The following is a 26,357-nucleotide window of genomic DNA, read 5'->3' on the forward strand; positions in this document are numbered from 1 at the left end:
ACAAGTAAGCGGTTTCAGGCTTCTTTTTTGCTGATGGTCAGGCCGCTGAAACCGAATAATAGGGTTAATACCAAGCAGAGGTAACAGAAAAAAGAATAAGGCAGATAGTCGAGTACGGACACGCCGAGAGTATGGCTGATAAAAACGCCGCATACGCTCCACGGTACCAGTGGGTTGATAACGGTGCCCGCGTCTTCCAGGGTACGGGAAAGGTTGCGTGGGTGCAGGTGCAGTTTGTCGTAAATGGGTTTGAAGGTTTCGCCGGCCAGCATCAGGCTGAGGTATTGTTCGCCGATAAGAATATTAACGCCAAGGCCGGTGGCGGCTACGGAGAAGGTGGCACGGCCTGCTGTGGTCAGCAGATGGCGGATGCCTTGCAGTAAGGCGGGGAGAATGCCGAGCGCATGTAACAGGCCGCCGAGGCTGAGAGCCAAGATGACGATGGTTTGGGTGAAAAACATGCTTTGTACGCCGCCGCGGCTAAGTAGGCTGCCGGTTTGGCCTAAATCAATGCTTGGTTTGTAACCGGTAAAAAACCAAGCGCCCAACTCGCTAGCGCCCGGTTTACTGTGGCTGTAGGTAATCATCAGAGCAACAACAATGGTTGCGATGATGGTATAGATGGCGTTGACTTTTCGTAAGGCAAGGATAACCAATACGGCAAAGGGCAAAAGAGCATAGCCGTGTACCAATCCGCTGGCAATCAGAGCTTGCTTCATGGCGGCGATGTTGTCGAGATTGGCGGCGGAAGTATGACCGGCGAAGATGACGAGAAGGAGGGCGGTTAGGATAAAGGCCGGTACCGTGGTGTACATCATGTTACGGATATGCTCGAACAGGTCGATGCCGACGATAGAGGCAGCGATACCGGTCGTATCGGATAGCGGAGACATTTTGTCGCCGAAGAAGGCGCCGGAAACAATGGCACCCGCGGTGATGGCCGGTTCGGCGTGAAACACATGCCCCATGCCGATAAAGGCGACGCCGACGGTGGCGCAGGAGGTAAGGCTGCTGCCGATGGCAATGCCGACGGTGGAAGTGAGCAGGAAGGCAGAAAGATAGAAATAGTTGGGCGAGATGAGCTCGAAGCCGTAATACATCAGCGTGGGAATCGCGCCGGACATCATCAATGCGGAAACCAGCAAGCCGATGAAGAAAAACAGATAAATCGCTCCGATGCCAGACATGACGCCGGTTGCCATTTGCTTTTGCATGGCGGCAAAACAGATGCCGCGCAGGCGGCCAAACATCATCAGCCCGCATAAAACCAGAATAATGGACAGGTGCGGTACCCATTCGAAGCTGATGATGGTTACGCCCATGATGCCGACGATAATGGCGGCAATCAGCGAGGCTTCTTTGGGATTCATTTCGATTAGTGCTTTTTTCATTTTTTTATTGTGTCGGTTAAAGTGTTTGGGGAGGGCACAGGTTGTTTTGTTTGGCAAACGACTTGGCTGAAGTATGGGCTTTAACTGTCAATGCCTGTCTGAAAAGTTTCAGACAGGCATTTTAAATCGGCGGCTTTAAGAAAGCAGCAATTCCAGATCATCAATGATTTCAGAGGGTTTTATGCTGGGTGCGAACCGCTCCACCACTTCGCCTTGGCGGTTGATGAGGAATTTGGTGAAATTCCATTTGATGTCGCTGCCTTCGCGTTTTTCGCCCAGGGAAGCGAGTTTGAGCAAGAATTCTTTCATGCTGCTGCCGCCTTTGTCTTCCGGTTTTTGAGCTTTCAGATAGGCGTAAAGTGGGCTTTCGTTGGGGCCGTTGACTTCGATTTTATCGAAAATTTTGAATTTGGTACCGAACTTCATCTGGCAGATTTTGGCGATTTCGTCGCCGGATTCGGGAGCTTGCTCGCGGAATTGGTTGCAGGGGAAATCCAAAATTTCCAGCCCCATCGGTTGGAATTTTTCATAGAGCTGTTGCAGCTTTTCATATTGCGGAGTCAAGCCGCAACGGGTGGCGGTGTTTACGATTAACACGACCTTGCCTTTATATTCAGAAAGGCTGATTTCTTTGCCTTGTGCGTCGCGCATGGTGAAATCGTAGATTGAGGTGGCGGAAGTCATGGGAGAATCCTTTCTCAGATAGGTGTTGACGGGGCGTTCATTATAAAACATCGCCGACAGTGGCGGGTTTGCGCTCCAACGCGGCAGGATCGGTTTGGCGAATGAAGTCGCGCTGCTCGAATTGTGCTACGGTGTCGGCAGTGTCGGGGCGTGCATGTTGGCTGAATAGCTCCGGGTAACGCAGTTTTACCGTTAGCAATACAATGCCCAACATGATTTGCGGCCAGTTGGTTGTGGAGGCATCGAATGCCGGCGCCTGCGGCAAAGCGCGTTTCACTGCGTTGAAACAGCGGTCGACCAGAGGGTGGTCGTCGCTATTTTCGGTTTTAAACCGAACGAGTTTGAGCGCTTGGATGGTGTTATCGAGCAGGCTGACGGCATAGCCGGATACGGCCAGATCTTCGGCAGAGGGCGTATCGTTGTGCAAATATTGGCAGATGAGGTGTGTATTGTAAATAACGGGCCCCTCGTCGGTTTGCAGCACCGGAATCTGGCCGAACGGGTTTTGTTCGGCCAATTCGGCAGGGTTTTCCCACGGGTTGACGAAATTAAGGAGGATGTCGTTGCGTTGTCGGAGTAAAGCGCAAATCAGGCAAATGCGGCCAAAGGGTGAGGTGGCGCTGAGATAAAGCTGCATGTAAGGTCTCCTTTCAGACAGGCATGGAACGATAGCTTAACAGATTCGAGCCGGTTACGGGGTGTTGCGTCGGCGGTAATAGTAAGATTTAAAAGCCAGCAATAGCGTAATGGCTATCGCGGGCAGGGTTAGGGCAATCGCAATTTCGCTGAAGTTCCAACCCCAATCGAGCAACCATGCGCCGACAAAAGCGGATAAGAATGCGCCGATGCGTCCGAGCCCGTGCATCCAGCCGTTGCCCGTTGCGCGGGCCGGTAAAGGGAAAAACATGCTGGAAAGAGCATTCATACCGGTGCCGCCGCCGTTGAGTGCTGCGCCGATAATGAAGGCAAGAAGGCACAACAAGGCGTATTGCTGGCCGATATTGCTGATTAACACGAGCATGGCTGCGCCGGTGAGATAAGCAAAGCCGAGTACGCGGTTGGGATTGAAACGATCCATCAGCCAGCCGAGCAGCACGGAGCCGAGCGGGCCGCCCAGTTGAAACATGGCGGAAATAATGCTGGCTTGAGCCGCTGTCATTCCGGATTCTTTTAACATGGTGGGCATCCAGCTTCCCAACAGGTAAACGAGGAAAAGGTGCATGAAATAGGCCGACCAAATCAGGATGCTGCCGATGCGGTAATGGCTGTTTAGCACGGTTTTTATCGGATTGCCCTTGGTTTTAGGCGGTAGAGGCAGGGTAAAGGTGCTGTGCTCGGTGGTTGTGTTGGGCGCGCATTTTTCTACGATTTTGCGAATGTGGGCGGTTTCGCCGCTTTTGTGTACCAGAAAGCCGATGGATTCGGGCAGCAGCGCCCAGAGCACCAAGCTTAGCAATAATGGTGAAATACCGCCGACCCAGAATACGCTGTGCCAGCCTAAATGGGGAATCAATCCGGCTGCCAGAAAGCCGCCGCCGGCTGCGCCGACGGTAAAGCCGGCAAATACGATGGTAACCAACAGCGCTCTACTGCGAGCGGGCGAAAATTCGGTGGCCAGCGTTGCGGCATTGGGCATGATGCCACCCATGGCGCAGCCGGCGATAAAGCGGTATGCCACCATGTGATCCAGTGTGTCGGCAGTGGCGACAAGCAGAGTAAACAAGCCGAAGGTCAGCACGTTGGCAATCAGCACTTTGCGGCGACCGAAACGGTCGGCCAACGGGCCGGCTATCAACGCGCCTATCGAAAGCCCAGCCAAAGCGGCGCTGAGCACGGGTGCCAGCGCATTATTGCTCAGGTGCCATGCTTCTTTCAGGGAAGGTGCGACGAAGCCCATGATGGCAACATCGAAACCATCCATTACCACAATCAGGAAGCAGAGGAAGATAACCAGCTTTTGGTAGCGGCCGACGGGGCGGTTGTCGAGTAGGGTTCGGATATTGATTTCGTGTGTGTGCGTCATAGTCTGGTTTTGATTCGGGTAGATTGTGAATGAAGCGGTTTTAACTAATGCGGGTGTCAGGTAAAGGTATCGGCCGTTGCCGACGGTTTTTTATTCTCTTAAATGCCTGTCTGAAAATTTTTCAGACAGGCATTGGGATTGCTGCGGCAACGAGGCGTTATTTCAAACTGTTTAACCCTACGGCAATGCCTGCCAGAAAACCGATGATTGCTGCTGATGTAAAGATGATGGTGTATCTGTTTTGATAGACTTCTTTTGAAAACATGATATTGCTCCTCTATAAAATTGCCCGAATGATTATTCTGCTGTTGAATGACAGCACCCAATCGCTCGTCAATCAAGCTCGGCAAGCTGCCGCAGGTTTTCCGGCGTGGTGGTGGGGAGACCGAAATATTCCAGATAAGCCGGTATTTGTTCAAACAGCATATCCGTACCAACCTGAACTCGACAGCCACGGGCGGCAGCGGAGCGTAGAAAAGGCGTCATCTCTTCTTTTAAGACCACTTCGCCGACAAATGTTTCCGGCGCGATACGGGAAACGTCGGTTGGCAGCGGGTCGGTTTCATACATGCCCAACGGCGTTGCGTTGACGATTAAATCGAAACCGGCGGCATCATTATTGCTGATTTCCACGGTTAATTCGGGGTAATGGCGAAGCAATCTGCCGGCTAATTTTTCAGCAACATTCAAGCAAGTGTCAAATAGGGCGAGCTTTGCTACGCCTGCGGCAGCCAGAGAGGCGGCAATGGCCGACCCCACCCCGCCGCTGCCGATAATCAAAGCAGCTTTGCCTTGGGGAGCGAAACCCTTGCGGCGAATGCCGCGCACGAATCCTTCCCCGTCAAACATATCGCCTTCGAGTTGTCCATCGGCGCCGAGGCGCACGGCATTGCACGACCCCGCAATTTCTACGGTCGCGGAGTGGCTGTCTAACAATTCGGTAGTGGCAACTTTATGCGGCATGGTAATTAAAGCTCCGGCCGTATTGCGGTTGCCGAAAATGGCTCGCAAAAAAACAGGATAATTATTAGCTTCGCAGGCAAAAGGCACCACTACGGCATTGATGCCGGAATGTTTGAAATAAGGGTTGTAAATCATCGGCGATTTAAACGTTTGGGTCGGGTAGCCGATGTGCGCAATGACGCGGGTCAGGCCGTTAATCATTTGATGGCTTTCAGGTGGCGCGCGCAAAAACGCAGGGCGGCTTCATAGCCATAGGTGCCCAAGCCTACGATGACGCCAACGGCTTGATCGGAAAGGTAGGAATGATGACGGAAGGCTTCGCGGCTGTGTACGTTGGAAATATGCACTTCGACAAAGGGAATGCCGACGCCGGCAAGTGCATCGCGGATGGCAACGCTGGTATGGGTATATGCGCCGGCATTGATAATAATCATATCGGTGTTGCCGCGTGCTGCTTGGATGCGGGTTACGATGTCGCCTTCACTGTTGCTTTGGAAATGGTCTATGCTGGTATCGACTTCGGCGGCAATCTTATTCAAATTGTTGCAAACATCATCCAGCGTCTCTGCGCCGTAGATATGCGGTTCTCGAGTGCCGAGTAAATTAAGGTTGGGGCCGTTGATAACCAGTATATGTGCCATAACGTTGCTTTCGGAATTACAAAAATGCGGTTATTGTAACTGAACGGTATGGTGGTTGAGAGACGAGGGTGGAAAAAACAGGATTGTCAGCCAATCTGAAAGGATTGTGGCCGATTTATGTGATTTAGGTGTTTTATCTGGAATATGATGTTTCTCTTTTGATGGTATTTGGTGATATATGCTATTTGTGGCAGATGAAATGCTGTTTGCTGGGCATGCTGGAATCAAAATGCCTGTCTGAAAAGATTCAGACAGGCATTTTGATTGATTAAGCACATCGTGATTATTTGCGCAGACCCAAGCGGCCGATCAGCTCGCGATAAGTATCGGGTTTGGTGCGGCGCAGATAAGACAACAGACGACGACGCGCGCTTACCATTTTCAACAGGCCGCGACGGCTGTGATGGTCTTTCGGGTTGGCTTTGAAGTGGGGAGTCAGATCGTTGATGCGGAAAGTCAACAATGCAACTTGCACTTCAGAAGAGCCAGTGTCGCCTTCTTTGCGTTGGAAATCTTTAACAATTTGTGCTTTTTGTTCGATGGACAAGGCCATGATAAAACTCCGGAAAATAATAATGAACCTTTCGGTTCGGACAAGTTTGCCAAGCCTGAAACCTGTGCAAACTCCGATCATGCCTGCTTTAACGCAGACAGGGCGGCAATTATGTCATAAGTTACGGAAAGATGCCAGTTCTGATTTACGGTAGGATTTATTCGGCAATAACATATTTAGAACCGGCATCGGTCAGTTTGCCGGTAAGCATCGGGCTTAAAGCCTGATCGGTAAATACGGCGTCAAATTCCGTAATGTCTGCCATCCGCACGAGGGCGCTTTTGCCGAATTTGCTGTGATCGGCGGCGAGATAACGTACGCGGGCGTTTTCCATCATGGCCTGCATCACGCTGACTTCTTTATAATCCGAATCAAACAAGGAGCCGTCTTCTTCGACGGCGGAAGCGCTCAATACGGCATAGTCGACTTTAAACTGCTTGATAAAATCCATCGTCGCAACGCCGGTTACACCGCCGTCAAGCGGGCGAACGACGCCGGAGGTAATCAATACGGAATAATCAATGCGGCTGGAGGCGGTGGCCGCCACATGAATGTTGTTGGTGATGATGCAGAGGTTTTTGCGTTGTTTCACTAAAGCATCCGTAACGGCTTCGATGGTTGTGCCGATGCTGAGAAACAAGGTGGCGCCGTCGGGAATATGAGCGGCCAGCGCATCGCCTATCCGCATTTTCTCCGCTTTCATGGTGTTTTTCTTCGATAAAAAATCCGGATTGCCGGTTTCGTCGCCGATGGCCGCACCGCCGTGGTAGCGCCGCAATACTTTTTCTTCACTCAAGATATTGATGTCGCGCCGTATGGTTTGCGGCGTTACTTCCAGTCTGTGTGCCAGCTCGTCAATCGGCATAAAGCCGTTTTCGCGTACCAGACGGATAATCCGTTCGTGTCTTTTGTTTCTAGGCATATCACATATATCCTGCTTACAAATTGGAAAAAACCAGCATTAAAAAAGGTGCAACCAAATTAATGATAAAGCCGAAGCTAATGGCCAGAGGAACCGCGGCCAAGCCGCCGGCACTCTGAATAACCGGCAGGGTAAAATCCATGCTGGTGGCGCCGCCGATGCCGATGGCGGCGCTTGGATAGCGGCGCATAATGAGCGGAATAAATATCAGTGCAAAAAATTCGCGGATTAAATCATTTAATAGGGCAATGCTGCCCCAAACCGGCCCGTAGGCTTCAGTCATGACGATGCCGGAAAGAGAATACCAGCCGAAACCGGAGGAAAGCGCCAGGGCTTGGCCGAAAGACACATCGGGTGCGAGTATGCAGAATAAAATTCCGCCTAAGAATGAAGACAATATTAACAGCAAACTGATTTGCACGCCGCGCCGGTTGAGCAAAACTTGTCGCAACGTCATGCTGCTGCCTCCAAGCTGGATGCCGACTAGTAATATGAGCAGCATCAGGGCATAGGTGCTGGTTGATTCGGGAGGCAACCAGATGCCGGACATCAATTTGCCGAAGGCTAAGCCGAAAAAGATGCAGGCGAGTTGCTTGATGCTGCCTCCGATACCGATTCGGGCTTTTTTACCGTTGTGATTGATGTGGTTTTGCCAAGGGTATTTTCGGTCAAACCACATCAGAATCAAAAGATTGGCACCTAATACACATATGGCTAAAGCCACGGCCATGAATGCAATAAAGTCAATCTGGCTGCCGAGGTTTCTGACTTGAGAAAGGGAAACGCCGATGAGCGTTAAAATGACGTAGATTAAAACATTCAACAGCCTGTCTGTAAAAACCATGCAAGACTTCGGCAGGCGGATGAAATAGCCTATAAAAAGAGGCGTGAGAATCATCGCAAGGGTAATGAGGTTTTGCATGGTTTTATGGCTTTTTGCGTTTTGAAAAATTTGCTGTCTGTTTTGCCGGAAAGTATAGGTAGAGCTTCCTTAATTTATATGTAAGAAAATTTTGCAAAAACGGCCGTATTATTTAACAGCATTTTATTTCTGAAACGATAAGGTGCAGGCTCAGGTGAAATTATCGTTTCAGAATAATTAATGATTTAAAAATATTTAACTGTCAATCGGTTATTGATCGACAAATGCACGCTCAATCAGGTAATCCCCACGCTGACCCATTTTGGGTGATACGGTCAGGCCGAATTCGTTTAATACCGTGCTTGTGTCTTTTAACATGGCGGGGCTGCCGCAAAGCATGGCGCGGTCGTCTTGCGGGTTAATGGGTGGCAGGCCGATGTCTTCGAAGAGTTTACCCGAACGCATCAAATCGGTCAGATGGCCGCGATGCGGATATTCTTCGCGCGATACCACCGGATAATAAATCAGTTTTTCCCTAACCATCTCGCCCAAATACTCGTGTTGCGGCAATTCTTGGGTAAAGCGGTCGTAATAGGCCAAGTCTTTTTTATACCGCACGCCGTGCACCAGAATAACCTTTTCAAATTGCTCGTATACTTCCGGGTCTTTGGTTACGCTTAAAAAGGGCGCTATACCGGTACCTGTGGATAAGAGGTAGAGGTGCTTGCCCGGATTCAAGTCGCCCAGAATCAGGGTGCCGGTGGGTTTTTTGCTAATCAGCACTTCATCGCCTACTTTTAGATGTTGTAAACGGCTGGTCAGAGGGCCGTCTTGGACTTTAATGCTGAAAAATTCTAAATGTTCTTCCCAGTTGGCGCTGGCAACGCTATAGGCACGCATCAGCGGTTTGCCGTCCACCATCAGGCCAACCATCACGAATTGGCCGTTTTCGAAGCGCAGGCTTTCGTCGCGGGTGCAGGTAAAGGTGAAATAAGCGTCGGTCCAGTGGTGTACGGACAAAACGGTTTGAGTGTTGAATGCTGCCATGATGTATGTATCCTAAATTGAAATGGAAAATGTAATCGGAGCAAGTTTCCGACCAGATGCCTGTCTGAAAATACGGCTCTGCTGGAGCGGGGGATTTTCAGACAGGCATTGAGCTTCGCGGGGAAGCCGGATTATTGGTCGTGAAATTGCAGATTGTGCAAATCGGCGTATCGGCCGCCCAATGCGAGTAGTTCGGTGTGCGTGCCTTGTTCGACGATGCGGCCTTCATGCATGACGACGATGGTATCGGCGTTTTCTATGGTGGAAAGACGGTGAGCGATAACGATGGTCGTGCGGTTTTGCATCAGTTTTTCCAAGGCGGCCTGAACCAGGCGTTCTGATTCGTTATCCAGCGCACTGGTGGCTTCGTCGAGAATCAGAATAGGGGCGTTTTTCAGCAAGGCGCGGGCAATCGCCAGACGTTGGCGCTGTCCGCCGGAGAGTTTCAGGCCGTTTTCGCCGATTTCCGTATGCAGGCCTTGCGGCATGTTTTGGATGAATTCCCATGCGTTGGCTGCTTTGGCGGCATTCACAATATCTGCTTCGCTTGCTTTGCCCAATTCGCCGTAAGCGATGTTGTTGGCTACAGTGTCGTTAAACAGCACCACATCTTGGGTAACAATAGCTATCTGGCTGCGCAGGCTTTCCAGTGTGTAATCGCGGATATCGGTGCCGTCGATTTTCACGCAACCTTCGGTCGGGTTGAAAAAGCGGGGCAAAAGGTTGGCCAGCGTGGTTTTACCGCAGCCGGAAGCACCAACGAGTGCGGTTACCTTGCCTTGCGGTACTTTCAGGCTGAGGCCGTTTAAGCTGTTGCGTTCGGCTCCGTGATAACGGTGCAGGATGTGGTCAAACTCGATGTCTCCTGCCGCTGCCGGTAGGATTTGCGTGCCGCCGTCGGTTTCTTCCGGTTCGTCTAAAAATGTGAACACGCTGTCGGCCGCGGCCAGGCCGCGTTGTAAAGATTGCATCACGCTGGTAATGCGTTTGATGGGATCAAACATCATCATCATGGCCGATAAAAACGACATGAAATCGCCGGCGCTGAACCCTTCTGTCCGGGCTTGTCTGGCGGCGAAGTAAAGAATCAGTGCCAGTGCGGTCGCGATCATCAATTGAGTAACAGCGCTGTTGATCGAGCTGGCCGAGGTTTGCTTGACGTTGTTTCTGCGTACGAGGTTGGTTGCATGGTCAAAACGGGCGGATTCATGCTTTTGCCCGCCGTATACTTTGATGACGCGGGTGCCGCTGACGCTTTCGCTCAAAACTTGGGTCATCACGCCCATTTGCTGCTGGTTCTGATTGGAGAGTCTGCGCAGGCGTTTGCTAACCAGTCGCACACAAAGGGCGACAATGGGTAGGGCGATGAAGGTAATCAGGGTTAGCCGCCAATCCAGATACAGCAGCAGGCACAGTAAACCGACCAAGCTGATGCCGTCTTTGGCAACGACGGTAATCACATTGAAGCCGGCGTCGCTGATTTGGCTGGCATCATTAAGGATGCGCGACATAACCCGCCCGCTGGAGTTTTCTCCGAAATAGCCGGTTGGCAGGCGCATCAGTTTGGCAAACATCTGTTGGCGGATTTGTTGAACTAAATGGCTGGAGAGATAGCTGGTTGTATATTCGTTGATGAAGTTGAATACACCGCGCAGGATAAACAAACCGACGATGGCCAAAGGTAGCCAGGCCATCTTTTCCATGTTTTTTTCAACGAAACCTTCGTTGATGAGCGGTTTGATCAGATAGGCAAACAGAGGCGCGGTGGCAGCTACAACAATCATGGCGACAACGGCTACAGCGAATATTTTCCAATAGCCTTTAAGATAAACGGCCAGCCGTTTGTATAGAGCCCATGAAGCTTGCTCGGACGCGTTGTTCATAAAACGATTCATTCTTCAAAAGAAAGCGGGAATTGTAAGGGAAAATGCGTATAACAACAATAATGCCGCTAGACCGCTTTTTCAGACAGGCATTGGGCGGACGGGTGTGTTAGTCGCTTTTGAGCGAATCGACCTGGGTAATGCTGTGATCCGCCAGATTGACCGCTGTCAGGCAGCCGCCCCATAGCGCACCGGTATCCAGGGCGATAACGTGTTTGGCGTCGAGATAGCCGAGGGCAGACCAATGGCCGAATACAATCGTGTGTTCGGTGTGTTGGCGGTCCGGTGCTTCAAACCAAGGGCGCAAACCTTTGGGCATTTCTGAGGGAGGGGCTTTGAATTCGTAGTCCAGCTCGTTTTTCAGCGTCAGGGCGCGCATGCGGGTAAAAACGTTGGTAATCATGCGCAGGCGCTCCTGGCCTTTCAGTTTGGGCGACCAGGCTTTCGGTGTGTTGCCATACATATTGGCAAAATACGCTTTGGCATGTTTGCCTTGAAGGGTTTCGGATAGTTCTTGAGCCAATTCTTGGGCTAAGTCGGTTGTCCATTGCGGCAACAGGCCTGCGTGTGCCAATACATAGTTTTCGGTTTTCCGCATGAAAGGCTGATGACGCAGCCAATTGCGCATTTTTTTGCTGTCGGGGTGATTGAGAATGTCGGTCAGTGTGTCGCTGCGCTTGAGTTTACCGTAGCCATATAAGAGAGCCAATAAGTGGAGATCATGATTGCCGAGCACAATCTGAACGCTGCTTTCGTGTGCCATACAAAATTCCAGCGCTTCCAAAGATTTGGGGCCTCGGTTGACGATGTCGCCTACTAGCCAGAGTGTATCAATGCCATGATTGAAACCGATTTTGTGGAGCAGAAGCTGCAATTCGTCGTAGCAGCCTTGTATGTCGCCAATTGCGTAGTGGGCCATGGTGTCAGGTGAAGGGTTGGAAAATGTTATAGATGATAAAGCCTGTCTGAAAATAAAAACTAATTTCAGACAGGCTTTATTATAAATAGAACGGGCTTAGTCGTTCAATACTAAAACGGCTTCCGCTTCGACTTGCACGCCTTTGGGGAGGGAGGCAACGCCGACGGCAGCGCGGGCGGGAAAAGGTTGGCTGAAATATTGCGACATGATTTCGTTAAAAGTAGCAAAATTACTCAAATCAGTCAGATAGGCGTTTAATTTCACAATGTCGTCCAGCGTGCCTCCTGCCGCTTCCGCTACAGCTTGTAGGTTTTTAAAAACTTGATGGGCTTCTGATGCGAAATTGCCGCTGCCTACTACGGTCATGCTAGCCGGATCCAACGGAATCTGGCCGCTCATGTAAACCGTATCTCCCACGCGTACGGCTTGGCTGTATGCGCCGATAGCAGCCGGTGCGTTATCGGTGTGAATGATGCTTTTGGTCATGTAAACTCCTTATGCTTATAAGTATTCTAAATATCGTCTGTATTAAGGCTTATATCTTAGCAGAGTCGCCTTTTTTCTGAAACCGTTTGAAAAATAATGCCTAAAAGTATTCGATATGCTATATTGCGCCGCGTAATAAATTTACAAAAAAATGATACATTATGAGTAATAAATTTGATATTAAGCAGAGATAAAGACAGTCATCTTGTCGTATTCTCTCGTCCAACCTAATTTAATAACCCCAAAATGTGCAGAAGGAAATGCAATGCAATTGAAAAATGAAGCCATGTTGATCACCTATGCGGATAGTTTAGGTAATAACTTGAAAGATTTGAAAAATGTATTAGAAAAGTATATGAAAGGCGTGATTGGCGGCGTTCATATCCTACCGTTTTTCCCTTCTTCGGGCGACCGCGGTTTCGCACCGATGGATTACACTAAAGTTGATCCTGCATTCGGCGGCTGGGACGATGTGAACGCACTGGCGAAAGATTATTACTTGATGTTCGATTTCATGGTAAACCATATTTCGGCTCAATCTCCTTATTTCCAAGATTTTCAACAGAAAAAAGATGCTTCCGAATGGCGTGACCTGTTTATCCGCTACAAACAATTCTGGCCTAATGGAGAGCCGACCGAAGAGCAAGTCGATTTGATTTATAAACGCAAACCGCGCGCACCTTATCGCATGGCCGAATTTGCCGACGGTACCAGTGAAAAAGTGTGGTGTACCTTTGATGAACAGCAGGTAGACTTAGACGTTACCCATCCGGTTACCAAAAAATTCATCAAAGACAATCTGGAATTTTTGAGTAAACAAGGCGCTTCGATTATCCGTTTGGATGCGTTTGCCTATGCAAACAAGAAAATCGGCACCAACTGCTTCTTTGTAGAACCGGAAATTTGGGAAACGCTAAAAGAATGCACCGACGTGCTGGATAAATACAACGTAACTGTATTGCCGGAGATTCACGAACATTACACAATCCAGCTCAAAATCGCCGAGCATGACTATTATGTATACGATTTTGCTCTGCCGATGCTGGTGTTGCATACTTTATTCAGCGGCCGAGTTGACCGATTGGTTCACTGGATGGAGATTTGTCCGCGCAAACAATTCACCACTCTGGATACGCACGACGGCATCGGCGTGGTTGACGTAAAAGATTTGATGACCGACGAAGAGTGCGAAGCCACACGCGAGGCTTTGTATGCGCAAGGCGCAAACGTGAAAAAGAAATACAGCAGCGCCGAATATAACAATCTGGATATCTATCAAATCAACTGTACTTATTATTCCGCTTTGGGTAATAACGACCAAGCGTATCTACTGGCGCGCGTATTGCAATGCTTCGCACCGGGTATTCCGCAAATCTATTACGTTGGCTTGCTGGCTGGAGCAAACGACATCGAATTGTTGGAAAACACGAAAGAAGGCCGGAATATCAACCGCCACTATTATTCACTGGCGGAAATTGATGAAACCGTTCAACGCCCCGTGGTTCAGAAATTGTTTAATTTGCTGAAGTTCCGCAATACTTGTAAAGCATTTGATGGCGAATTTTTCGTTAAGGCGCAAGGAGAAAAAGCGTTGGAAATCGTGTGGGAAAACCAAGCGGCGGGCGTCTCTGCCAAATTGGTTGCCAATACCGGCGAGCAAACCTTTACGATTACAGAAACAGTAAACGGTGCCAGCAAAGAAATCGTTCTGTAAGCACTTTGTTTATGTTAATCACGACTGAAAAATGCCTGTCTGAAAATATTCAGACAGGCATTTTATAATCAACAGGTCTGAAATTGGGCTTGAGGCTTGTCTGCGTGGGCTTATTTAAGCTATAATCCGAAAGTTTTCAACCTTGCCTTTTACTTCGCATGGTAATAAGGCTGTTTAAACCGTAAGGAGATAACATGCGTCATTATGAGATCGTGTTTATCGTTCACCCAGATCAAAGCGAGCAAGTGCCCGCCATGGTTGAGCGCTACAAAGCACTGGTTACCGAAAACGGCGGTACGATTCACCGTTTGGAAGATTGGGGACGTCGCCAATTGGCTTACCCGATTAATAAAATTCACAAAGCACATTATGTTTTGATGAATATCGAAACAACACCTGAAGTGGTGGAAGAGCTGGAAACTGCTTTCCGCTTTAACGATGCGGTGTTGCGTCACCTAACCATCAAAACCAAAGCGGCTGTTACCGAAGCTTCTCCGATGATGAAAGATGAGAAGTCTAAAAGCTTGTTGAGCGCCGAAGCGGCTGCCGTATCTCAAGAAGAAGCTACAGAAGCTTAATTTGGATAACGCGTTCCTTCTTACCGCTGAATTAACCCATACCGATACCTTGCGTTATACGCCTGCTGGCGTGCCGGTTTTGGAAGTTATTCTGAAGCATGAATCTTGGCAGATGGAAAACGGGCAGAAATGTCTGGTTAAATTTGAATTACCGGCCAAGATTCTGGGTAAACAGGCCCAACAATGGCAGCATCGTGAAAATGTAAAGGTTACAGTCAGCGGTTTTTTGGCCCAACGAAGCCAACGCATTTTTCGACCGATACTGCGGATTCAAAATATTCAAGAATATAAAGGTTAAACGACAATGGCTCGTCAATCATTTAAACGTAGAAAATTCTGCCGTTTTACGGCTGAAAAAATCCAAGAAGTGGATTACAAACAAGTGGATTTGCTGAAAGATTTTATTTCTGAAAACGGCAAAATCATCCCTGCCCGCATCACAGGTACCAAAGCGCGCTATCAGCGCCAATTGACTACCGCAATCAAGCGCGCGCGTTTCTTGGCTCTGTTGCCTTACACCGATCAACATAAATAATTTGGAGGATTAAACGATGCAAATTATCTTGTTAGAAAAAATCGGCGGCCTGGGCAATCTGGGCGATGTGGTAACCGTTAAAAACGGCTATGCTCGTAACTTTTTGATTCCCCAAGCTAAAGCAAAACGCGCAACTGAAGCGAACTTGAAAGAATTTGAAGCACGTCGTGCTGAATTGGAAGCCAAGCAAGTTGCGATTTTGGCAGATGCTAAAGAGCGTCAAGCTAAATTAGACGGCCAAACCGTAACCATTTCGCAAAAAGCAGGTGTCGACGGCCGTTTGTTCGGTTCGGTTACCAACGCGGATATCGCCGAAGCTATCCGTGCTTTTGGTGTTGAAGCTGCTAAAGCAAATGTACGCTTACCTGAAGGCCCCTTCAAAGCAGTGGGCGAATATGAAGTAGAAGTTGCGCTGCATACCGATGCGGTTGCAACCATTACCGTAGCGGTTGTGGCTGCTGCCGAATAATTCGGGATTTTAATGCAACCCTCTGAAATTGATATTTCAGAGGGTTATTTTTATGGTAGTTTAAGACTTGGAATATTAAGGTCTCAATTCGGTTTTTATGATGCGGTTATGGGCTGAGAACTATTTTGTCATTTAAAGTATGATAATTCGATTGATTTCATTATTTTCGGTAGATGAATTATGGTTGCACAGGATTTGAATTTTGCCAGCGAAGCGGTGCATGGCTTACTTGGAGAAGTGGTGCCGGATATGGCGCCAGATATTGCCCCGTTTGTTGACAGGTTGTTTGCTGCTTTGGCGGAAGGGCATTCTTTTGTTGATTTGAATGCTAAAGAAACAGCAGTTTTGCAAAAGGCTTATTCCGTTGTAGGAGTGGGCGGCGATTCCCCGTTGATATTGGATGGCAATAAGCTTTTTTTAGGGAAAATGTGGCGGCTTGAATATGATTTGGCTCAGGAAATCATGCGGCTTGCACAGGCGAGGCCTGTCGCGGTGGATGAGGCGCGTGTTTCCCATTATCTGGATCAGTGGTTTAGCGATGATGGCAGCCGCGAACAAAAAGTGGCGGCGGCCTTATCTGTCTTGCAGAACTTTATGGTGATCAGCGGCGGGCCGGGTACCGGCAAAACCACGACGGTTGCCAAACTGCTTGCCCTATTGTGTGTCGATTGTGAGGTTTTGCCTCGGATTGCTTTGACGGCACCGACAGGCAAGGCTGCCGCACATATGACAAAGGCTTTGCATCGAGCATTGGGTGGTTTGGATGTAGAACAAAAAGTTTTGGCTCATTTATATGGGTTGGAAGGGCAGACCGTCCATCGCCTGCTCAAACTGAGACCACCTTATATGGAATCGCTTTTCAATGCTGATAATCCGCTACCACTAGATATATTAGTGTTGGATGAAGCTTCTATGTTGGATGCGGAATTGTTGTTGCAGCTTTTAACGGCTATACCAAGCGGCTGTAAAGTTATTTTATTGGGAGATGAGAACCAGCTGCCATCCGTAGGCGCAGGGGCGGTTCTAGCAGAAATAGCACGAAACAGCGTATTGGACGCCAATACGGCAGGGCACCTTACCAATGTATTGTCCGGGTATCATTTTGAGGTTTCAGACAGGCATTCTGCTTTATCAGGCAATATTGCGCGATTGAGCGTTAGTCACCGATTTGATGACCGGAGTGGAATCGGCTGTTTGGCTCGGGCGGTTGTGAAGGGGAAGGTGGCAGAGGCATTAGCGCAGTTCGATCGGTTTCCCGATGCCATTAATATAATAGAAGACATGAGCGACCGGCAGCAGCTTGAGGCATTTTACCATTTGCAACAACCATATTGGGAAGCTGTTGCGGTAAACCATGTGGAGGCCGCATTTCGGCATCAGACGGATATTATGGTGTTGGCGGCATGGCGCCGTGATGCAGAACGATTCAATCAGGCCTATCGGGCGTATTTGCAGCAGATTGGCGTAATCAAAAATGAAGGGCGTTGGTTTCCTGGACAGGTGGTTATGATTAATCGCAATGATTATACGGTTAAGCTATTTAATGGCGATATCGGTTTAATTATGAAAGATATTGAAGCGGGTATCGATGCGTTGGTTGCTTATTTTCCCGATGGCATGACGTTTCGAAAAATTGCTTTAAGCCGCTTGCCTGATTGTGAAATGGCTTTTGCCATGACGGTGCATAAAAGCCAAGGGTCGGAATATCGGGAGGTTTGGCTTTTGCCGCCTTCTGGTGATGAAATGGTTTTAAGTTCGGAAGGAAGCCTGACCAAAGCATTGTTGTATACGGCTTTGACTCGGGCAAGAGAGCGATTTGTTTTTTTAGGCGACCACCAATTATTCACAGCCGCTTGTGCGCGAGAGGAAAAAAGGCGCAGTGCTTTACGCGATAGACTGGAAGCAATTTCAGCATCTGGCGGAACAGGCGGTTTATGATTGAGGTTTTATGCGTATTACTTTCAACGTGGGCGATTGCGATATTTGGTTTGTATCTAATGGCGCGGAGTACGGAATATTTGGCTATGAAGCAACTTTTTCGCGCTGATGTTGCCATGGTGCTGGGTTATCCCGTTAATCGCGGAAGCTGTTTAAATTCGCGCGTGATGGCTGGGGTAACGCTTTATCGCGAAGGGAAGGTGCCATTATTGTTGATGTCGGGTGGAATGGATTGCGACGGAAGCAATCAGGCAGAAGCCATGTGTTCTTGGGCGGGGCTGGCCGGAGTGCCAGAAAAGCATATTTTGCTGGAAAACCAATCTTCCAACACTTATCTGAACCTGAAATTAAGTGCCTCTTTATTGGAAGGTAAACAATCTATTATTTTGGTTAGTTCGGCTTATCATCTGCCGAGAGCACGTTGGATGGCCAAGTGCCAATATCCTGAAAAAACAGTTCAGGTCTATGCCGAGCGGCAAACCGAATCTTTTATATCAATGCTGCCGGAATTGATGAAAGAGACGCTGTCTTGGGTTAAAGCGCTTTGGTTGGAATATGGGCACAAAACTGGCGGGTAAAATAAATATAAGTATAAAAATCCACGGAGTTTGCTATTCTTTTAAATTTTAAATAAAACAATAAAAAGCAGTGAAAAGGTGAAAGTGATAGAGTAGCGACTGTTTTGGGAGAGAACTTAAATAATGGAGAAGCTTATAAATCAAAAAGCCTGTCTGAAACGGTTTCGGCTATTTTACCTAGCGTTTTCAGACAGGCTTTGTATTAAAGAAACTTATTCTTCCGGCTCGTTACCGTCGGTCTCATCTAGTTTTCCTTCGGTAATCTGCACGATTGTACCGGCTTTCTCACGGATTTTACGGTCTATTTCGTTGGCTACTTCGACGTTATCCTGTAACCAGATGCGCACGTTGTCTTTGCCTTGGCCGATTTTGGCGTCATTGTAGGCATACCATGCACCGGATTTTTCGATAATATTGTATTTAACGCCGAGGTCAATCAGCTCGCCTTCCCAGCTGATGCCTTCCCCATACATAATATCAAATTCAGCCTGCCGGAACGGCGGAGCGACCTTGTTTTTAATCACTTTAACTTTGGTTTCGTTGCCTAATATATCATCGCCTTTTTTGATTTGGCCGGTACGGCGGATGTCAAGGCGTACGGAAGCGTAGAATTTCAGCGCATTGCCGCCGGTAGTGGTTTCCGGGCTGCCGAACATCACGCCGATTTTCATACGGATTTGGTTAATGAACACAACCAAAGTATTGGTTTTTTTGATATGACCGGTCAGTTTGCGCAAGGCTTGGCTCATCAGGCGGGCATGTAGGCCGACGTGGCTATCGCCCATTTCGCCTTCGATTTCGGCTTTGGGAACCAACGCTGCAACCGAGTCAATTACCACCATGTCCACCCCGCCGCTACGTACGAGCATGTCACAGATTTCCAAGGCCTGTTCACCAGTATCCGGTTGGGAAACCAGCAAATCTTCCACTTTAACGCCCAGTTTGCGGGCATAAATCGGGTCGAAGGCGTTTTCCGCGTCAATAAAGGCGCAAGTGCCGCCATTTTTTTGGCATTGGGCGATGGTTTCGAGGCAGAGCGTGGTTTTGCCGGATGATTCGGGGCCGTAGATTTCTACGATGCGGCCGCGAGGCAGGCCTCCGACGCCAAGCGCTAAATCGAGGCCGAGCGAACCGGTGGAGATGACTTCGAGGTTTTCGTCTTGATGGCTGCCGTCCATTTTCATAATGGAACCTTTGCCGAAATTCTTTTCGATTTGGGCGAGGGCGGCGGCAAGTGCTTTGCTTTTTTCGTCTGACATAATCGTTCTCGTCTGAATGTTGCTATAGTCAAAAATTTTGAAGATTATCGCATATCTTTGGGAAGAATGCCTGTCTGAACAGATTTTCAGACAGGCATTCTTGACTTTTCATGCTTCAGGCTGAGGCTGTGTTTAAGCGCGTTTGCGGAATTCGCCGGTGCGGGTATCGATTTCCACTTTGTCGCCGTTTTCGATGTATGACATCACTTGAATCTCGGTGCCACCGACCAAGCGGGCCGTTTTCATTACTTTTCCTGAAGTATCACCTTTAACGGCGGGTTCGGTATATTCGACTTCGCGCACGATAATGGTGGGCAACTCTACAGAAATCGGGCTGCCTTCGTAGAAGGTTACTTCGCACACGTCTTCCATACCGTCGACGATGAATTTCAGATTGTCTCCGATGTTTTCAGCTTCTACTTCGTATTGGTTGAATTCTTCATCCATAAATACATACATCGGGTCGGCAAAATAGCTGTATGTGCAGTTTTTGCGAGCCAATACCACAACGTCGAATTTGTCGTCGGCTTTATAAATGGTTTCGGTAGCGGCGCCGGTAAGCAGGTTTTTCAATTTCATGCTTACTTTGGCAGAGGAGCGCCCGCCTTTGATGTATTCGGTTTTTTGTACGACCATCGGGTCGTTGCCTACCATAAATACGTTGCCGGCGCGCAATTCTTGAGCGGTTTTCATCGGATCATTCTCACTTAAAATGTTGGAACAAAATAACGTATTATTTTAACGTATTTACGGGTGGTTTGGCAATTTGCCGTGTTGGTATGCAAAGGCGACCAGTTTTTCTGTGGCGCTGTTTTGGGCAAAAAGGGACGCGCGCCACAGCTCGGCGTGTTTGCACCAAAGCGCCTGCTGCTGCATCAGGCTTTGCCATGCGCTCAGCCGTTCTGCTGCGCTTAAATCAAGCGCACCGTTCAATTCATCGGAAAGGAGTTGGTGTGCTTGTTGTAGTGTTTGCGGCCAAGTGGCGGTGGCTTTTTGCCAAAAGGCGTGCAGTTTTTCGATATGGGCGTCTTCTGATTGAGGGTAAATAAACCAGAAAAAAGGTTTGGCTGCGTATTGTGCGCGAACGAAGCTGTCTTCTCCCCGTATCACTACACCGTCGCATAAGTGAAGCAGGCTGTCGAAGTTGTCTTGAGGCAGAAAGGGAAGGCGTATCAGCTTAATTATGCCTGTCTGAAAAACGTCGCCGTCGTTTTGCAGTGCATATTTGGGAATGGCTCCTGCATGACGCAGGCTTTCGGTAATTTGGTTTCCAGCCAGAAAAAGGGTTAAAGGCTGCCCGTTTTGCTGCCAAGTTTGCAGCCATCTTGCCCATATCGGGCTTTCATAGCCGAACAGAAGCCATTCCGGGGTGCTTTTCTGCGGCAGCATTAAGGTTTTACGCAGATTGGCGGTATCAATGTTATGGCAGTAATTATGTTCCCGTAATAGGCCGCCGCTGCGTTCGGTAAACCCCATAAGCCAAAAATATTTCTGCTGGCTGTCGGTTTGAGGAGAAGGCTTGGCATGCATGGCTTCGGCCCAGTGCTCGGCGCTCAGATATTCCCAGTTGAGCCAAAGCGGCCGATGCTGCCGCATGATGTTTAACACGCTTTCCGGCAAATCACAGGCGAAGGTTTCGATGACCCAATCCGGAATGGGTGCCGAATCAATCCCTTCAGCATCAGTTGATGCTTGCCAGTGCCTTAGGTAAATGCCGCGATATCGGCAAGGCAGGGGAGGGAGATCGGGGCAGAGGATGCGTAATGCTTCTTCGTTATCTAGCCATAGATGCACTTGAATGCCGTGTTCTCTGCTTAAGATTTGTGCCAGACGCCAGCTGATGCCGATGTCGCCGAAATTATCGATAACGGTACAAAAAAGCCAGCATACGGCGGAGGGTTTTTCGGTTTGCATGAGATGGGAAAAATTAAATCTTTACGAGATAAGGTTTTACGCTGTTTTATATGCTTGTCAAGCATAAAATGCATAATTTTTTTTGCTTATCCACATTGACAAACGGCATATTTAACGAGGTAAGAAAAAATTTAATTTTGACCCTTGACAAGTTTTGAGTTGATTTAAGTATATGAAAATAAAATGAAATATTTATTTGATTATTTTTTAATCAGCCTTGGTGCAATACCTGATTTTTCGGGAAAAATGCCAGAATCCCACAAGTAGTCCACAAAATTATCCACAGGTTTTGTGGGTAAGCTGGCAAACGCTTGCCCCTCTGTGTTTCAGTCATTTTTCATATGCGGAGAGTATACGTAAATGCTTGTTCGGAAGGCTTGGGTCGGGAAGATTTTCTCTGTGTTCTATGGTAGAATCCTACAACTTTTTTCCGGATAAATTTGTCAGAATACCCATGACCGACGCCACCACCCGTAACGATCACCACTTCGCCAAAGAAACCATTCCCATCAGCCTAGAAGACGAGATGCGCCGCAGTTATCTTGATTATGCTATGAGCGTAATCGTAGGACGGGCGCTGCCCGATGTGCGTGATGGTTTGAAACCCGTACACCGTCGGGTTTTATACGCTATGCACGAGCTGAAAAACAATTGGAACAGCGCATATAAGAAATCTGCCCGTATCGTTGGCGACGTGATTGGTAAATACCACCCGCATGGCGATTCTGCGGTATATGACACGATTGTGCGTATGGCGCAGGATTTTTCCATGCGCTACGTGTTGATTGACGGGCAGGGCAATTTCGGCTCTGTGGATGGCGATGGCGCTGCTGCCATGCGCTATACCGAAATCCGTATGGCGAAAATCGCCCACGAAATGCTGGCCGACATCGAAGAAGAAACCGTTAATTTCGGCCCCAACTATGACGGCAGCGAGCAAGAGCCGTTGGTATTACCCACCCGCTTTCCTGCGTTGCTGGTTAACGGTTCTTCCGGTATTGCCGTCGGCATGGCAACCAATATTCCGCCGCACAATCTGACCGACACCATTGATGCCTGTCTGAAACTATTATCGGAGCCTGAAACCGATATTGATGAATTGATTAACATCATCAAAGCACCCGATTTTCCCACCGGCGCTACCATCTACGGTTTGGGCGGCGTGCGTGAAGGTTATAAAACCGGCCGCGGTCGTGCGGTTATGCGCGGCAAAACCCACATCGAACAAATCGGCAAGCATGGTGAACGCGAAGCCATTATCATTGATGAAATTCCCTATCAGGTAAACAAAGCCCGGCTGGTGGAAAAAATCGGCGAGTTGGTGCGGGATAAGGTGCTGGAAGGCATATCGGATTTACGCGATGAGTCCGATAAATCGGGCATGCGCGTGGTTATCGAACTTAAGCGAAACGAAAATGCCGAAGTCGTTTTAAACCAGCTTTATAAATTGACCCAGCTGCAAGATAGCTTCGGCATCAATATGGTGGCTCTGGTCGACGGGCAGCCGCGCTTGTTGAACTTGAAGCAAATTCTGTTTGAGTTTTTACGTCATCGTCGCGAAGTGGTTACCCGCCGCACCTTGTTCCGCTTGAAAAAAGCACGGCATGAAGGCCATATCGCCGAAGGTAAGGCTGTGGCATTGTCGAATATCGACGAGATGATACAGCTGATTAAAGAGTCTGCCGACGCGCCGGAAGCAAAAGAAAAATTGCTTGCGCGCCCGTGGCAATCAGGTTTGGTTGGCGAGATGTTGTCGCGTACCGATTTAGACTTAAGCATGGCGCGTCCGGAAGGCCTGTCTGAAAATCTTGGCCTGCAAAGCGGTGGTTATTATTTGAGCGATTTGCAAGCCGACGCCATTCTGCGGATGAGTTTGCGTAACCTGACCGGCTTGGATCAGGATACCATCGTTAATGATTACAAAACCATTATGGCTCAGATTATTGATTTCTTGGATATTCTTGCCAAACCGGAACGGATTACTTCGATCATCCACGAAGAATTGGAAGAAATCAAAACCAACTTCGGAGATGAGCGTCGCAGCGAAATCAATCCGTTTGGCGGCGATATTGCCGATGAAGACCTGATTCCGCCGCGCGAAATGGTGGTTACCCTTACTCATGGCGGCTATATCAAAACCCAGCCGACCACAGATTACCAAGCGCAACGGCGCGGCGGCCGCGGCAAACAAGCCGCCGCCACCAAAGACGAAGATTTTATTGAAACCCTGTTTGTGGCCAATACCCATGATTATCTAATGTGCTTTACCAATTTCGGTAAATGCCATTGGATTAAAGTATACAAATTGCCCGAAGGCGGCCGCAATAGCCGCGGGCGGCCGATTAACAACGTCATCCAGTTGGATGAAGGCGAAAAAGTCAGCGCCATTATGGCGGTGCGCGAATTCCCTGAAGATGAATACGTTTTCTTCGCAACCGCGCAAGGCATGGTGAAAAAAGTGCAGCTTTCCGCCTTTAAAAATGTGCGGAGTCAGGGTATTAAGGCCATAGCACTGAAAGAAGGCGATTTTTTGGTCGGGGTGGCCAAAACTTCGGGTACCAGCGATATCATGCTGTTTTCAAACTTGGGCAAAGCCATTCGCTTCAACGAATATTATGAGCGCAACGGTGATGCGGAAGATGCGGAAACCGAAAACGAAGAAGCAGAAAGCCTGTCTGAAAATGATGGCGAGAGCGAAGAAAACCATGATACGGCCGCTCTGAAAGGTAACGGCGTGCGTCCTTCAGGGCGTGGTAGCGGCGGTTTGCGCGGTATGCGCCTTCCTAAAGATGGTCGCATTGTCAGCCTGCTGGTTTCTGCGCCTGATAATACCGAGCAGCAAGTGCTGACGGCCACGGCCAACGGCTATGGCAAGCGTACTCCGATTGCAGATTACAGCCGCAAAGGCAAAGGTGGTCAAGGTATCATCGCCATCGATACGGGCGAGCGAAACGGCAAATTGGTGGCGGCTACGTTGGTTAACGAAAGCGACGATTTGATGCTGATTACCAGCGGCGGCGTTTTGATCCGCACTAAAGTGGAGCAAATTCGCGAAACCGGCCGTGCTGCCCAAGGGGTAAGGCTGATTAATCTTGATGAAGGCGAAACGCTGGTTAGCTTGGAACGCATTGCCGAGCCGGAGGAAGCAGAAAGTGATGGCCAAGAGGAAAGTTTAAGTTCTCAAGAGAATATCGAGAGCAGTGAAGAGCCTAGAGAAAATGATTAGATAATATTGAACGGCTGAATAGCTGCATCATTAAATAAATTTTTCTTAATTGAGATGTATTTGGGGCTGCACATATTTTTATGTGTAGCCTCAAATGTTAAAGTAATTATATAAAAAATTAATGACTTAAGTGTTTTCATTTTATTTGAAATAATATTGATCTGAGCAAATTTTTGGAGTAGCTGTTAATGGGGATTTAACCATGATTGCAGAGGATTACTTTTATAATTGAACTAACCATTACAAAACTAGACAAATAAAAAATTGAAATTGCCCGTTTCCATTTCTGTTTAATTAATCCAAAAATATCGGCAGGCAAATACATGTTGTTTGTATTTTGTTCAGACTGCATCGGTTTACCGTTATACGCGAAAGAAATCTAAGATGAAATCTTTTCTATTACTTGGTTTATGCGTAGCCTTATCGCTAATCGCCTGCTCGGGCAGGGAAGACGGACAAACGCCACGTAAGCCCGGTTACAACCATATGGGATTGCCTTATGCCGATAAGCCGCCGCAGGTTAAGATTAATCCTAAGCGCAAGCAGCATTATCAGATGGAAGTCAAAATTAAAGATGCGCCGTTGGTATTTCAGAAAGTAAGCGGTAGTGAGCAGTATCAGGCGACGAATTGCAGCTATACAACTTCGCGGATTGCTGGTTCTACTATTAATCCGCACTACAGCGAACGATTGAAATACACCAAAGTTGACAATACGACCTACATTACTGATTTTTATACCGATACGCCACTGGATGAGGATTATTATGAACAGGGTATTTGTAAGTGGCAGTTTTTAGGTGTGGGTACAGCTATGCGAGCGACAGGAAAAGATAAGAGGGAGACAATACTTTCTGCGGATGTGTGGCCGAAGGACTTGGAAAAATTAACAAATGAAGAACATGGAATCAAAATTATAAAGAAATACCTTAAGGTTAATTATCCAATAATGAACTCAATCCCTTTTGGTGCATCTGGTACAGGGTTTTCAGATATAGGTTATAAAGAAAATGAAGTGACAGGGTCTGGCTTAGATCCTGCTTTAAGAGATGTTTTTTTTGTAGAGGTAACGATCAGGAGAGTAGATAAATGAGGGCCTTGAATAACCAAGATTTTGCATTATTATCGAATCATATTTATGGAGATAAAGATGGGAAGTTAGTCTTTGATAATAGCGAAGGCAATATAACTCTTAATGGAATTACCTACAAAGTAGTTGGGCAACCGTATGAAAATAAATCTAATGGTTATTTTGGAGCTGTTTATCAAAGGCAAGATACGAAGGAACTCATTGTTGTTCATCGAGGGTCGCAAGATATTACGGACATTAAAACTGATATGTTGATGGCACGAGATCATACCAACCGGCAGTATAAGGATGCTGAGTTCTTAACCAAAATAGCCGAAGCATTTGGAAAAGTAGATAACGTCCCTATCTACCAAACAGGCTATTCTCTTGGCGGCTCACTGGCCGAACTATGTGGCAATAATTTTAACCAGCAAACCTACACTTTTAATGCGTTTGGCGCCGCTAATTTAAAAGAAGCTAAACCCAACTCTCATGCAGCCCAGCTGATTACCAACCACCGTATGGGTGGCGATTTCGTTGCCGCAGGGGCACCGCATCTGGGCAAGGAAATCGTTTATGCCAAGCCCGAAGAAATTCAGTTGTTAAAAAACGGCGGATACGGCAACAGCAATCCGAAAGACAATAAATTATGGGGCTGTCCTAGATAACTAGGGAAATTCAAATTTAAGTTAGAATTATCCCTA

Annotated in this window: 26 protein-coding genes; 10 read left to right on the forward strand and 16 right to left on the reverse strand. The window is 48.2% G+C overall.

All coding sequences use genetic code 11. From position 1 onward, the window contains the following. Window positions 1–14: 14 nt before the first annotated feature. The 13 genes from nhaC to Q4A84_RS04135 all read right to left on the reverse strand — a co-directional run bounded on the left by nhaC (window position 15) and on the right by Q4A84_RS04135 (window position 12,374). Window positions 15–1,391: a Na+/H+ antiporter NhaC gene (nhaC, locus tag Q4A84_RS04075; RefSeq protein WP_303087654.1), complete on the reverse strand. Its 1,377-nt coding sequence runs from the start codon at window positions 1,389–1,391 to the stop codon at window positions 15–17. 135 nt (window positions 1,392–1,526) lie between these two features. Continuing rightward, window positions 1,527–2,075 carry a glutathione peroxidase gene (locus tag Q4A84_RS04080; protein ID WP_303087655.1) on the reverse strand — a complete coding sequence of 183 codons (549 nt, stop codon included), beginning with the start codon at window positions 2,073–2,075 and terminating at the stop codon, window positions 1,527–1,529. A gap of 40 nt (window positions 2,076–2,115) precedes the next feature. Then, window positions 2,116–2,712 (reverse strand): glutathione S-transferase N-terminal domain-containing protein, encoded by a 597-nt coding sequence (locus Q4A84_RS04085; protein ID WP_303087656.1) that lies wholly within the window; start codon window positions 2,710–2,712, stop codon window positions 2,116–2,118. A 54-nt stretch (window positions 2,713–2,766) separates the two neighbouring features. Further along, on the reverse strand, window positions 2,767–4,098 hold the full coding sequence (locus Q4A84_RS04090; RefSeq protein WP_303087657.1) for an aromatic acid/H+ symport family MFS transporter: 1,332 nt from the start codon (window positions 4,096–4,098) through the stop codon (window positions 2,767–2,769). A 333-nt stretch (window positions 4,099–4,431) separates the two neighbouring features. Then, window positions 4,432–5,289, reverse strand: a complete 858-nt coding sequence (locus tag Q4A84_RS04095) for a shikimate dehydrogenase (RefSeq protein ID WP_303087658.1) — start codon at window positions 5,287–5,289, stop codon at window positions 4,432–4,434. Continuing rightward, a complete protein-coding gene (aroQ, locus tag Q4A84_RS04100) occupies window positions 5,259–5,702 on the reverse strand; it encodes a type II 3-dehydroquinate dehydratase (protein ID WP_303087659.1) in 444 nt (147 codons plus the stop codon). The genes Q4A84_RS04095 and aroQ overlap by 31 nt, the downstream gene beginning before the upstream one ends. A gap of 283 nt (window positions 5,703–5,985) precedes the next feature. After that, on the reverse strand, window positions 5,986–6,255 hold the full coding sequence (gene rpsO / locus Q4A84_RS04105) for a 30S ribosomal protein S15 (RefSeq protein ID WP_040666955.1): 270 nt from the start codon (window positions 6,253–6,255) through the stop codon (window positions 5,986–5,988). 157 nt (window positions 6,256–6,412) lie between these two features. Next, a complete protein-coding gene (locus tag Q4A84_RS04110; RefSeq protein ID WP_303087660.1) occupies window positions 6,413–7,177 on the reverse strand; it encodes a DeoR/GlpR family DNA-binding transcription regulator in 765 nt (254 codons plus the stop codon). Between the two features lie 16 nt (window positions 7,178–7,193). Then, on the reverse strand, window positions 7,194–8,099 hold the full coding sequence (locus tag Q4A84_RS04115; protein ID WP_303087661.1) for a lysine exporter LysO family protein: 906 nt from the start codon (window positions 8,097–8,099) through the stop codon (window positions 7,194–7,196). 210 nt (window positions 8,100–8,309) lie between these two features. Beyond that, window positions 8,310–9,086 carry a ferredoxin--NADP reductase gene (locus Q4A84_RS04120; protein ID WP_303087662.1) on the reverse strand — a complete coding sequence of 259 codons (777 nt, stop codon included), beginning with the start codon at window positions 9,084–9,086 and terminating at the stop codon, window positions 8,310–8,312. 131 nt (window positions 9,087–9,217) lie between these two features. Then, window positions 9,218–10,969 carry a lipid A export permease/ATP-binding protein MsbA gene (msbA, locus tag Q4A84_RS04125; protein ID WP_303087663.1) on the reverse strand — a complete coding sequence of 584 codons (1,752 nt, stop codon included), beginning with the start codon at window positions 10,967–10,969 and terminating at the stop codon, window positions 9,218–9,220. Window positions 10,970–11,078: 109 nt separating this feature from the next. After that, complete coding sequence (locus Q4A84_RS04130; protein ID WP_303087664.1) at window positions 11,079–11,888, reverse strand: symmetrical bis(5'-nucleosyl)-tetraphosphatase; 810 nt, start codon at window positions 11,886–11,888, stop codon at window positions 11,079–11,081. A gap of 96 nt (window positions 11,889–11,984) precedes the next feature. Beyond that, the gene (locus Q4A84_RS04135) at window positions 11,985–12,374 is read right to left on the reverse strand and encodes a RidA family protein (protein ID WP_303087665.1); all 390 of its coding nucleotides are present in this window, start codon (window positions 12,372–12,374) and stop codon (window positions 11,985–11,987) included. 265 nt (window positions 12,375–12,639) lie between these two features. Here Q4A84_RS04135 and gtfA point away from each other — a divergent pair, with 265 nt between their 5' ends. From gtfA to Q4A84_RS04170, 7 genes are all read left to right on the forward strand, one after another. Then, the gene (gtfA, locus tag Q4A84_RS04140; RefSeq protein WP_303087666.1) at window positions 12,640–14,088 is read left to right on the forward strand and encodes a sucrose phosphorylase; all 1,449 of its coding nucleotides are present in this window, start codon (window positions 12,640–12,642) and stop codon (window positions 14,086–14,088) included. 194 nt (window positions 14,089–14,282) lie between these two features. After that, entirely contained in the window at window positions 14,283–14,666 is a 384-nt protein-coding gene (rpsF, locus tag Q4A84_RS04145; RefSeq protein ID WP_303087667.1) for a 30S ribosomal protein S6, read from the forward strand. Between the two features lies 1 nt (window position 14,667). Next, a complete protein-coding gene (gene priB / locus Q4A84_RS04150; RefSeq protein WP_303087668.1) occupies window positions 14,668–14,964 on the forward strand; it encodes a primosomal replication protein N in 297 nt (98 codons plus the stop codon). Window positions 14,965–14,970: 6 nt separating this feature from the next. Next, the gene (gene rpsR / locus Q4A84_RS04155) at window positions 14,971–15,201 is read left to right on the forward strand and encodes a 30S ribosomal protein S18 (RefSeq protein ID WP_009116841.1); all 231 of its coding nucleotides are present in this window, start codon (window positions 14,971–14,973) and stop codon (window positions 15,199–15,201) included. 16 nt (window positions 15,202–15,217) lie between these two features. Then, window positions 15,218–15,670 (forward strand): 50S ribosomal protein L9, encoded by a 453-nt coding sequence (rplI, locus tag Q4A84_RS04160; RefSeq protein WP_303087669.1) that lies wholly within the window; start codon window positions 15,218–15,220, stop codon window positions 15,668–15,670. Window positions 15,671–15,850: 180 nt separating this feature from the next. Continuing rightward, window positions 15,851–17,608: an exodeoxyribonuclease V subunit alpha gene (gene recD / locus Q4A84_RS04165; protein WP_303087670.1), complete on the forward strand. Its 1,758-nt coding sequence runs from the start codon at window positions 15,851–15,853 to the stop codon at window positions 17,606–17,608. Between the two features lie 86 nt (window positions 17,609–17,694). Next, the gene (locus Q4A84_RS04170; protein ID WP_303087671.1) at window positions 17,695–18,186 is read left to right on the forward strand and encodes a YdcF family protein; all 492 of its coding nucleotides are present in this window, start codon (window positions 17,695–17,697) and stop codon (window positions 18,184–18,186) included. A 212-nt stretch (window positions 18,187–18,398) separates the two neighbouring features. Here Q4A84_RS04170 and recA read toward each other — a convergent pair whose 3' ends face one another. From recA to earP, 3 genes are all read right to left on the reverse strand, one after another. Continuing rightward, window positions 18,399–19,445: a recombinase RecA gene (recA, locus tag Q4A84_RS04175; RefSeq protein WP_303087672.1), complete on the reverse strand. Its 1,047-nt coding sequence runs from the start codon at window positions 19,443–19,445 to the stop codon at window positions 18,399–18,401. 132 nt (window positions 19,446–19,577) lie between these two features. Next, window positions 19,578–20,138: an elongation factor P gene (efp, locus tag Q4A84_RS04180; RefSeq protein WP_303087673.1), complete on the reverse strand. Its 561-nt coding sequence runs from the start codon at window positions 20,136–20,138 to the stop codon at window positions 19,578–19,580. Window positions 20,139–20,192: 54 nt separating this feature from the next. Next, window positions 20,193–21,359 (reverse strand): elongation factor P maturation arginine rhamnosyltransferase EarP, encoded by a 1,167-nt coding sequence (earP, locus tag Q4A84_RS04185; protein ID WP_303087674.1) that lies wholly within the window; start codon window positions 21,357–21,359, stop codon window positions 20,193–20,195. Window positions 21,360–21,813: 454 nt separating this feature from the next. On the opposite strand from earP, the gene gyrA reads away from it, so the two are divergent. The 3 genes from gyrA to Q4A84_RS04200 all read left to right on the forward strand — a co-directional run bounded on the left by gyrA (window position 21,814) and on the right by Q4A84_RS04200 (window position 26,321). Further along, window positions 21,814–24,585, forward strand: a complete 2,772-nt coding sequence (gene gyrA / locus Q4A84_RS04190) for a DNA gyrase subunit A (RefSeq protein WP_303087675.1) — start codon at window positions 21,814–21,816, stop codon at window positions 24,583–24,585. Between the two features lie 384 nt (window positions 24,586–24,969). Then, window positions 24,970–25,677 carry a hypothetical protein gene (locus Q4A84_RS04195; RefSeq protein ID WP_303087676.1) on the forward strand — a complete coding sequence of 236 codons (708 nt, stop codon included), beginning with the start codon at window positions 24,970–24,972 and terminating at the stop codon, window positions 25,675–25,677. Then, window positions 25,674–26,321 carry an Mbeg1-like protein gene (locus Q4A84_RS04200; RefSeq protein ID WP_303087677.1) on the forward strand — a complete coding sequence of 216 codons (648 nt, stop codon included), beginning with the start codon at window positions 25,674–25,676 and terminating at the stop codon, window positions 26,319–26,321. The genes Q4A84_RS04195 and Q4A84_RS04200 overlap by 4 nt, the downstream gene beginning before the upstream one ends. Window positions 26,322–26,357: the final 36 nt, after the last annotated feature.

Origin of the sequence: Neisseria sp., assembly GCF_030527965.1 — a bacterium.
Lineage (GTDB): Bacteria > Pseudomonadota > Gammaproteobacteria > Burkholderiales > Neisseriaceae > Neisseria.

Excerpts from the sequence above, each read along its gene's own strand:
- nhaC (WP_303087654.1), bottom strand. The coding sequence starts at position 1,391 with ATGAAAAAAGCACTAATCGAAATGAATCCCAAAGAAGCCTCGCTGATT.
- Q4A84_RS04080 (WP_303087655.1), bottom strand. The coding sequence starts at position 2,075 with ATGACTTCCGCCACCTCAATCTACGATTTCACCATGCGCGACGCACAA.
- Q4A84_RS04085 (WP_303087656.1), bottom strand. The coding sequence starts at position 2,712 with ATGCAGCTTTATCTCAGCGCCACCTCACCCTTTGGCCGCATTTGCCTG.
- Q4A84_RS04090 (WP_303087657.1), bottom strand. The coding sequence starts at position 4,098 with ATGACGCACACACACGAAATCAATATCCGAACCCTACTCGACAACCGC.
- aroQ (WP_303087659.1), bottom strand. The coding sequence starts at position 5,702 with ATGGCACATATACTGGTTATCAACGGCCCCAACCTTAATTTACTCGGC.
- rpsO (WP_040666955.1), bottom strand. The coding sequence starts at position 6,255 with ATGGCCTTGTCCATCGAACAAAAAGCACAAATTGTTAAAGATTTCCAA.
- Q4A84_RS04110 (WP_303087660.1), bottom strand. The coding sequence starts at position 7,177 with ATGCCTAGAAACAAAAGACACGAACGGATTATCCGTCTGGTACGCGAA.
- Q4A84_RS04115 (WP_303087661.1), bottom strand. The coding sequence starts at position 8,099 with ATGCAAAACCTCATTACCCTTGCGATGATTCTCACGCCTCTTTTTATA.
- Q4A84_RS04120 (WP_303087662.1), bottom strand. The coding sequence starts at position 9,086 with ATGGCAGCATTCAACACTCAAACCGTTTTGTCCGTACACCACTGGACC.
- msbA (WP_303087663.1), bottom strand. The coding sequence starts at position 10,969 with ATGAACAACGCGTCCGAGCAAGCTTCATGGGCTCTATACAAACGGCTG.
- Q4A84_RS04130 (WP_303087664.1), bottom strand. The coding sequence starts at position 11,888 with ATGGCCCACTACGCAATTGGCGACATACAAGGCTGCTACGACGAATTG.
- Q4A84_RS04135 (WP_303087665.1), bottom strand. The coding sequence starts at position 12,374 with ATGACCAAAAGCATCATTCACACCGATAACGCACCGGCTGCTATCGGC.
- gtfA (WP_303087666.1), top strand. The coding sequence starts at position 12,640 with ATGCAATTGAAAAATGAAGCCATGTTGATCACCTATGCGGATAGTTTA.
- rpsF (WP_303087667.1), top strand. The coding sequence starts at position 14,283 with ATGCGTCATTATGAGATCGTGTTTATCGTTCACCCAGATCAAAGCGAG.
- rpsR (WP_009116841.1), top strand. The coding sequence starts at position 14,971 with ATGGCTCGTCAATCATTTAAACGTAGAAAATTCTGCCGTTTTACGGCT.
- rplI (WP_303087669.1), top strand. The coding sequence starts at position 15,218 with ATGCAAATTATCTTGTTAGAAAAAATCGGCGGCCTGGGCAATCTGGGC.
- recD (WP_303087670.1), top strand. The coding sequence starts at position 15,851 with ATGGTTGCACAGGATTTGAATTTTGCCAGCGAAGCGGTGCATGGCTTA.
- Q4A84_RS04170 (WP_303087671.1), top strand. The coding sequence starts at position 17,695 with ATGAAGCAACTTTTTCGCGCTGATGTTGCCATGGTGCTGGGTTATCCC.
- recA (WP_303087672.1), bottom strand. The coding sequence starts at position 19,445 with ATGTCAGACGAAAAAAGCAAAGCACTTGCCGCCGCCCTCGCCCAAATC.
- efp (WP_303087673.1), bottom strand. The coding sequence starts at position 20,138 with ATGAAAACCGCTCAAGAATTGCGCGCCGGCAACGTATTTATGGTAGGC.
- earP (WP_303087674.1), bottom strand. The coding sequence starts at position 21,359 with ATGCAAACCGAAAAACCCTCCGCCGTATGCTGGCTTTTTTGTACCGTT.
- gyrA (WP_303087675.1), top strand. The coding sequence starts at position 21,814 with ATGACCGACGCCACCACCCGTAACGATCACCACTTCGCCAAAGAAACC.
- Q4A84_RS04195 (WP_303087676.1), top strand. The coding sequence starts at position 24,970 with ATGAAATCTTTTCTATTACTTGGTTTATGCGTAGCCTTATCGCTAATC.
- Q4A84_RS04200 (WP_303087677.1), top strand. The coding sequence starts at position 25,674 with ATGAGGGCCTTGAATAACCAAGATTTTGCATTATTATCGAATCATATT.